We start from the raw sequence: 6,344 nt of genomic DNA, 5'->3' as shown, positions 1-6,344 counted from the left end.
CGACATGAAGGAGCAGGTGCTGGACTCGATGGACATCGAGCGCGAGCGCGGCATCACCATCAAGGCCCAGACCGTTCGGCTCAACTACCGCGCCAAAAACGGCGAGGATTATGTGCTGAACCTCATCGACACGCCCGGCCATGTCGACTTCGCCTACGAGGTGTCGCGCTCGCTCGCCGCCTGCGAGGGCTCGCTGCTGGTGGTCGACGCCTCCCAGGGGGTCGAGGCGCAGACGCTCGCCAATGTCTATCAGGCCATCGACAACAACCACGAGATCGTCGTGGTGCTGAACAAGGTCGACCTGCCGGCGGCTGAACCCGAGCGCATCCGCGAGCAGGTCGAGGAGGTGATCGGCCTCGACGCCTCCAACGCCGTGCTGATCTCGGCCAAGACGGGGCTTGGCGTGCCGGACGTGCTGGAGGCGATCGTCCACCAGCTGCCGCCGCCGCGCGAGGGCGACATCGCGGCACCCTTGAAGGCGATGCTGGTCGACAGCTGGTACGACGCCTATCTCGGCGTCATCGTGCTGGTGCGCGTCATCGACGGGGTGATGAAGAAGGGCCAGACCATCCGCATGATGGGCACCGGCGCAAAATATCTCGTCGAGCGCACCGGCGTCTTCAAGCCGGCCCGCGTCAATGTCGACGAGCTCGGCCCCGGCGAGTTCGGCTTCTTCACCGGCTCGATCAAGGAAGTGGCCGACACCCGCGTCGGCGACACCATCACCGAGGACCGCCGCCCGACGCAAAAGGCGCTGCCCGGCTTCAAGCCGGCGCAGCCGGTGGTGTTCTGCGGCCTGTTCCCGGTCGACGCCGCCGATTTCGAGGATCTGCGCGCCGCCGTCGGCAAGCTGCGCCTCAACGACGCGTCCTTCTCCTATGAAATGGAAACCTCCGCCGCGCTCGGCTTCGGCTTCCGCTGCGGCTTCCTCGGCCTGTTGCATCTGGAGATCATCCAGGAGCGGCTGGAGCGCGAGTTCAACCTCGACCTCATCGCCACAGCACCTAGCGTCGTCTACCGCATGAACCTCATCGACGGCACGACCAAGGAGCTGCACAACCCGGCCGACATGCCCGACGTGGTCAAGATCGCCTCGATCGAGGAGCCGTGGATCCGCGCCACCATCCTGACCCCCGACGACTATCTCGGCGGCATCCTGAAACTCTGCCAGGACCGGCGCGGCATCCAGGCCGATCTCTCCTATGTCGGCAAGCGCGCCATGCTGACCTACGATTTGCCGCTCAACGAGGTCGTGTTCGATTTCTACGACCGGCTGAAGTCGATCTCCAAGGGCTACGCCTCCTTCGACTATCACCTCACCAACTATCGCGAGGGCGACCTGGTGAAGATGTCGATCCTGGTCAATGACGAGCCGGTCGACGCTCTCTCCATGCTCGTGCACCGGTCGGCGGCGGAAAAGCGCGGCCGCGCCATGTGCGAGAAGCTGAAGGAACTGATCCCGCAGCATCTCTTCAAGATTCCGATCCAGGCCGCAATAGGCGGCCGCATCATCGCCCGCGAGACCGTCTCGGCGCTCAGGAAGGACGTCACCGCCAAATGCTACGGCGGCGACGTGACCCGCAAGCGCAAGCTGCTCGACAAGCAGAAAGAGGGCAAGAAGCGGATGCGGCAGTTTGGTAAGGTCGATATTCCCCAGGAGGCGTTCATCCAGGCGCTTAAGATGGGGGATTGATTTTCCTAGCATCTCCAGGGTGTTTCCCCAAAACGCGCCCTCGCGCGGGTTTGGTTAGCTCATCGACAATCGTAATTCCCGAAGATGTCTGTAGGCCTCCCAGTAGAGGCGCGTGTTTTTCTGTGAAGATGACCGAGTCGAAGCGAGTTTCATCGAAGTTGACGCGTCTAATCTTACTCTTTGAGAAATCGCAGCGAACAAGGCGCGACCCCTTCAAATTTAAGTTTCGTATCTCGACTCCGTTAAACGACACGTCCACCAGATCGCAGTACGATAGATCAATGTCCATGAGAGTCGTCCTAGGCCCGACTTCGCCACGATCCAGCCCGAATATCACCTTAGATAACTTAGAGTGTTTAAACGATACTCTACGCAACATTGAACCGCTGAATGTGGTGCTATTTATACTAGATGACGAAAGTTGGCGCCATTCAGATCGGCATGGCCAAACCTCACTTCGTCTATCACGCTTTTCCTAAAGTTCGCATTAGTCATCCGAGCCCCATCGAAGCTGCTTTCTGTAACGTGAGCTCCCTCAAAGTCCACAGTCCACATATTCGCCGAATAGAATTGCCCACCGGATACCTTGGCATACTTCGCTGAGAGTTTAAGCCAATCCTGCGGCCGGGCAGTCCCTGCCGCAAATATGACGGAGCCGAACGTAAGTTCCGTGAGGCCTTGTTCATTAAGTACTAAATTGTCAAACGAACAGAGTCTTTTTGTCTCCCCGACATGCACTCGGTCGGCCAGTCGCCCAAATAGCGATGCGAAATGCTGTGCTGTCGGCCAAGCAATAACCAAGCGACCTGCCTCCCTATTTTTCTTTGGTAGACTTGCCGCGAGCAGAGCTTGCCCAAAGCTCCACAATACATCGAGGCATCTAGCGTCGGCGACTTGAAGTGAATAGAAGCTCCGACTGCCTTCTGTCGAAAAATGAACAGGAAAGCCATTTCGTACAACCCAATTCATGAGGCCCGGAAACGAGTGATCAATCAGACGATTTGCATCCTCCCCGATGGGGAACCTTGTTCGAACCTCATCATAGAAAAATTGATGAATCTCAACCGTCAATGCTCCCAATTGACCAATCTTTGCAAAGTAATTGGCAGCGCCTTGGCATCGGCTATCCGACACGCGCTCTCGAAGCTCTTGTAAAGCCTGGTAGCAGGCACTGACAAGGCACCTAGCAATCAGGTATTCACCTAAAGATTTGTGTACGAATTCATACCCAGCGTTTCCATCGGAGGAACTTTTTGTGTAACTCTGAAGAGCAACGGACTTCAATGAAAAAGAAGAGTCTTTCAATACGTCGTCTCGGAGATCTTGATCTAGGTAGATAGCTAATGCATGCTGAAATGCTTCGTCGGTAACGATACGACCGCCTGACGACCAAGAAGCAAGTCCGAGCGTCTCTTGAAGCGCAAAGAACTCGGGTTCCTCGATCTTGCTGGTTCCAACATGTCCCCCGAATAACCGATTTTTCCGATGTGTACGCTCCAATGAGTCCTTTCCCCAATCTCGCTTGAATATCCGCTTAAAGATTTCCTCGTAGACGACGTTTCGGTTTTCAGCCGCCTCTTTCCACCGATTGCCAACGAACCCGGTCCATAAAAGCAAATACAACAGCAGTGGCTCGGAAGTGAGATCTTCGAGTGCTTTCGCCGAGTCGCTCTCTCCCTGCAAAGCTTCTTTGATATGAGATTCCGTCGACCCGGATGCTCTGCACCAATTTTCCCAGTAGACGGTTCGCTGATCTATCGGAGCTAATTGCTCGGGGTCTTGAAGAGAGCCGCTATCCTGGTGCCTTTTCCATTCTCTATTGTTGGTCAAGGGCAATAGCCCGGCGACTCGTAGAAGTGCATAGGAGTCGATTGCGAGTTTATCGAAAGCCTCTTCTGCCGCTATGGTCCGTCCAAGAACTATCGCCTTGGCATAGCAACCGCCAGAATTGCGCTGGTTAAGCCAATTACTCAGATTTTGAATGAAATCGGTAGTCACATTTATAGACTCGGCGGTGTCCGGCGGAGCTATCTCGTCTAGACCGTCACAAATCAAAAGTAGTGGCTTTTCGGGAGAAGAACCCTCCACAGATCCTTGACCCAGCCATTGAAGCGGTGAATCCACTCGATCAAAACCGAGCTCCGTTCTTCCTCTAAAAAGGTTAGAAATCCGGCTATCGAGGCTGCCGGCCGACTCGATTTCCTGCAGTGGAATGTAAAGGACGTCATAGGCCCCGTTGTCGATCGCTTCGATTGCCAGCGCCCTCGCGAAAGTGGACTTACCCGAACCAGGCCCCCCTGCTACAACCCGGACGGCGTCGCGACCAGAGCGCTCATCCAGCCATTCACCTATCCGGGAATGCAGGTACCCGATGTTGAGCTGGTAACGGCGACGGCTTTTTCGCCGGCCGGCCGTACCTTCGAACATTGAGCTCGGAATATCTCCGTCGACGATGGAATGAGCAGTCGATCCTGTATCGCTAATCAACGAGTCCCATAAGCAGCGCTGACGAACATAAAGGTCGTTGAGGGTAATGCCGCTAGTTTCTTGTCCAAAAATTGGCTCCTGCGTAAAGAGGCGAATAAGATACTCTTCGTGCCGGAGTAGAGCTTTGCGACGATCATCAACAATCGCGAGCCGACTGGATAGAGCGGATTCGACCAATTGGAATGTATCTGGAGCGAGATTCCGTGCGTCCGCTATCCCTTCGAACAGGGAACGTTCGAACAACGATCTTACGGTGCGTGCATCGCATTGCAAACCGAAGTAGGCCAGCTCATGGGGAAGCCTGGCGGCTGCAGCGCGAAAAACTGGGTTCTTCAGCGGCGATTGTAGATGGTCGGTTTCGAGGGACGGCAGGGAGTCAGCTGTGTAGAGATCCGCGTTTCGAAGGAGATCAGCAACTAACTGCCGCAACTCATTCCCAGTGGGTTTGCGTTGAATTTCCACCTTCGACAGAAAGTGAACAAGCGCGCAGGCATACGAAGCGCGGACTAGATCCCAGGCGGACGTTCCAAGTTTCTTTGCACCACTGGCCGATTTCTTCATATCAACGAATAAGCCGACGAGCTCTAGCAATGAAGATCCCACAAAGCTCGCGATTGGCGCTCCGCCCGACACGAGATCAACAATATTGGCGATTACCCGCGACGCCGGCTCGATGAACTTTTCGGCCCCGGACGTGCCGTCCGCCGGCTGAAGTCTAATTGCCATGTCTAACCCCCCTTTGTAGGGGAGCTATCAAATCACGGAAACGATGGACAGTAAACGCATTGTCATCAGTGCTGTCGTAGCGAAGATCAATACTGGCGCATCCCGGATGGCCGTGTTTGTAGGCCAACTCAACATCTTCGAATTGGGCGAGTGCCGCCAGTACATTCGCATGCCGCAGTCAATGCGTTTCCCGCCGGCAAGGTTACCTCTTTGATGCGCCCTCACCTCGTTGTATCCTCTCCCCGGCGTGGGGAGACATCACATGCGCTCCACCTCAGACACCATCGCCGCGAGCGGCCTCGCCGTCGGCGGCGCGTTGGGCATGGCGGGCACCTTCGTTGCCAGCGACGCGCTGCGCGAGACGCTGTGGACCATCGATGGCGTGGGGGTCGTCGTCGCGGCGGCGCTGCTGACGATGAAATACCAGCGGCTTGGCAATGACCTCGTCGCGGCCGGCTTCCTCACCTACCTCGGCGGCGAAAGCCTGCTTCTGGCCGGCAATGCGGCGGGCCTTGAGGCCAGCGTGCCGTCCTATGTCGGCGGCATTTGCCTCTGGGCGGCGGGGTTGGTCATGGTCAGCGCACAAGCGACCTTCGCGCTCTGGATGCGGCTCACCGCTTTCGTCGCGGCCCTGCTCTTCGCCGTCTCGGCGGCGATGATGCTGTGGGGCGCGCCGCTTCTGCCCACCTCGGCGCCTTTGCCCGCCGCCGGCTATCCGTTCCTGGTCCTCACCTTTATCGGCTGGATCTGGACGCTGCTCAAATCGGAACGGTGAGCGGGCGAAAAATGGCCGCGCCGCTTGAAATCCGCAACAGCGCCTCCGGCAAGATCCTGCCCGCGGTGGGACCGTTCCTGATCGGCGGCATCTTTGGCTTCGGCGCCCTGCAGGGCGTCGCCTCGGGCACGTCCAGCGGCCATGTGTTGTGGATCGCGCTGCTCGGCGTCGCCTTCCTGGCGCTTGGCGTCTTCATTTCGCGCGGCGCTTTCGACAATTCGGTCAAGGTCACCCTTGATCAGCGCGGTTTTCGCGATGCGCGCGCCGGCGACGTGCTGGTGCCGTGGAACAAGGTGCGGAGCGTGCGCCTCGCCTCCGGCGGCAAGGGTGCGGCGATGCTCAATTTCGAGCTCACCGAGGAGCCGCCCGACGCGATCAAATACGCCGCCGCCAATGCCTTCGGCCTGATGCCCTTCGGCAAGACCACCGTGCACATGGAGATCTCCTCGCTCGACATCCACGACCAGGACTTGATCGAGGCGGTGAAGACATTCGCGCCGCATGTGGCGGTGAGGCGCTGATCTCCCCCCTCGAGGCAGGGCTATCGCATATGAGTAAAGAGTTCATAGAAGAAGTCTTTGCTCCAATTGGCCCTGCGCATCTTGCTGGCGATTGGTTTGTCGAGCGGATGGGCAGCCAAGATGTTTTGGGCGAGCCTGCGGA

Annotated in this window: 4 protein-coding genes; 3 read left to right on the top strand and 1 reads right to left on the bottom strand. The window is 57.6% G+C overall.

Annotated elements, in window-relative coordinates:
• Positions 1-1,693 (top strand): translation elongation factor 4 (gene lepA, locus EOA32_RS31540; RefSeq protein WP_128373802.1); only part of this gene is annotated, 1,693 nt, incomplete at its 5' end.
• Positions 1,694-2,095: 402 nt separating this feature from the next.
• Here the strand turns inward: lepA and EOA32_RS31530 are convergent.
• Positions 2,096-4,906, bottom strand: coding sequence for a pentapeptide repeat-containing protein (locus EOA32_RS31530; protein WP_128373800.1), 2,811 nt, complete (start codon positions 4,904-4,906; stop codon positions 2,096-2,098).
• A gap of 262 nt (positions 4,907-5,168) precedes the next feature.
• On the opposite strand from EOA32_RS31530, the gene EOA32_RS38925 reads away from it, so the two are divergent.
• A complete protein-coding gene (locus EOA32_RS38925) occupies positions 5,169-5,681 on the top strand; it encodes a hypothetical protein (protein ID WP_189407529.1) in 513 nt (170 codons plus the stop codon).
• Between the two features lie 11 nt (positions 5,682-5,692).
• Entirely contained in the window at positions 5,693-6,202 is a 510-nt protein-coding gene (locus EOA32_RS31520) for a hypothetical protein (protein ID WP_128373799.1), read from the top strand.
• Positions 6,203-6,344: the final 142 nt, after the last annotated feature.

Source organism: Mesorhizobium sp. M1A.F.Ca.ET.072.01.1.1 (assembly GCF_004023325.1).
Lineage (GTDB): Bacteria > Pseudomonadota > Alphaproteobacteria > Rhizobiales > Rhizobiaceae > Mesorhizobium.
This window is presented reverse-complemented; position numbering and strand designations above follow the sequence as displayed.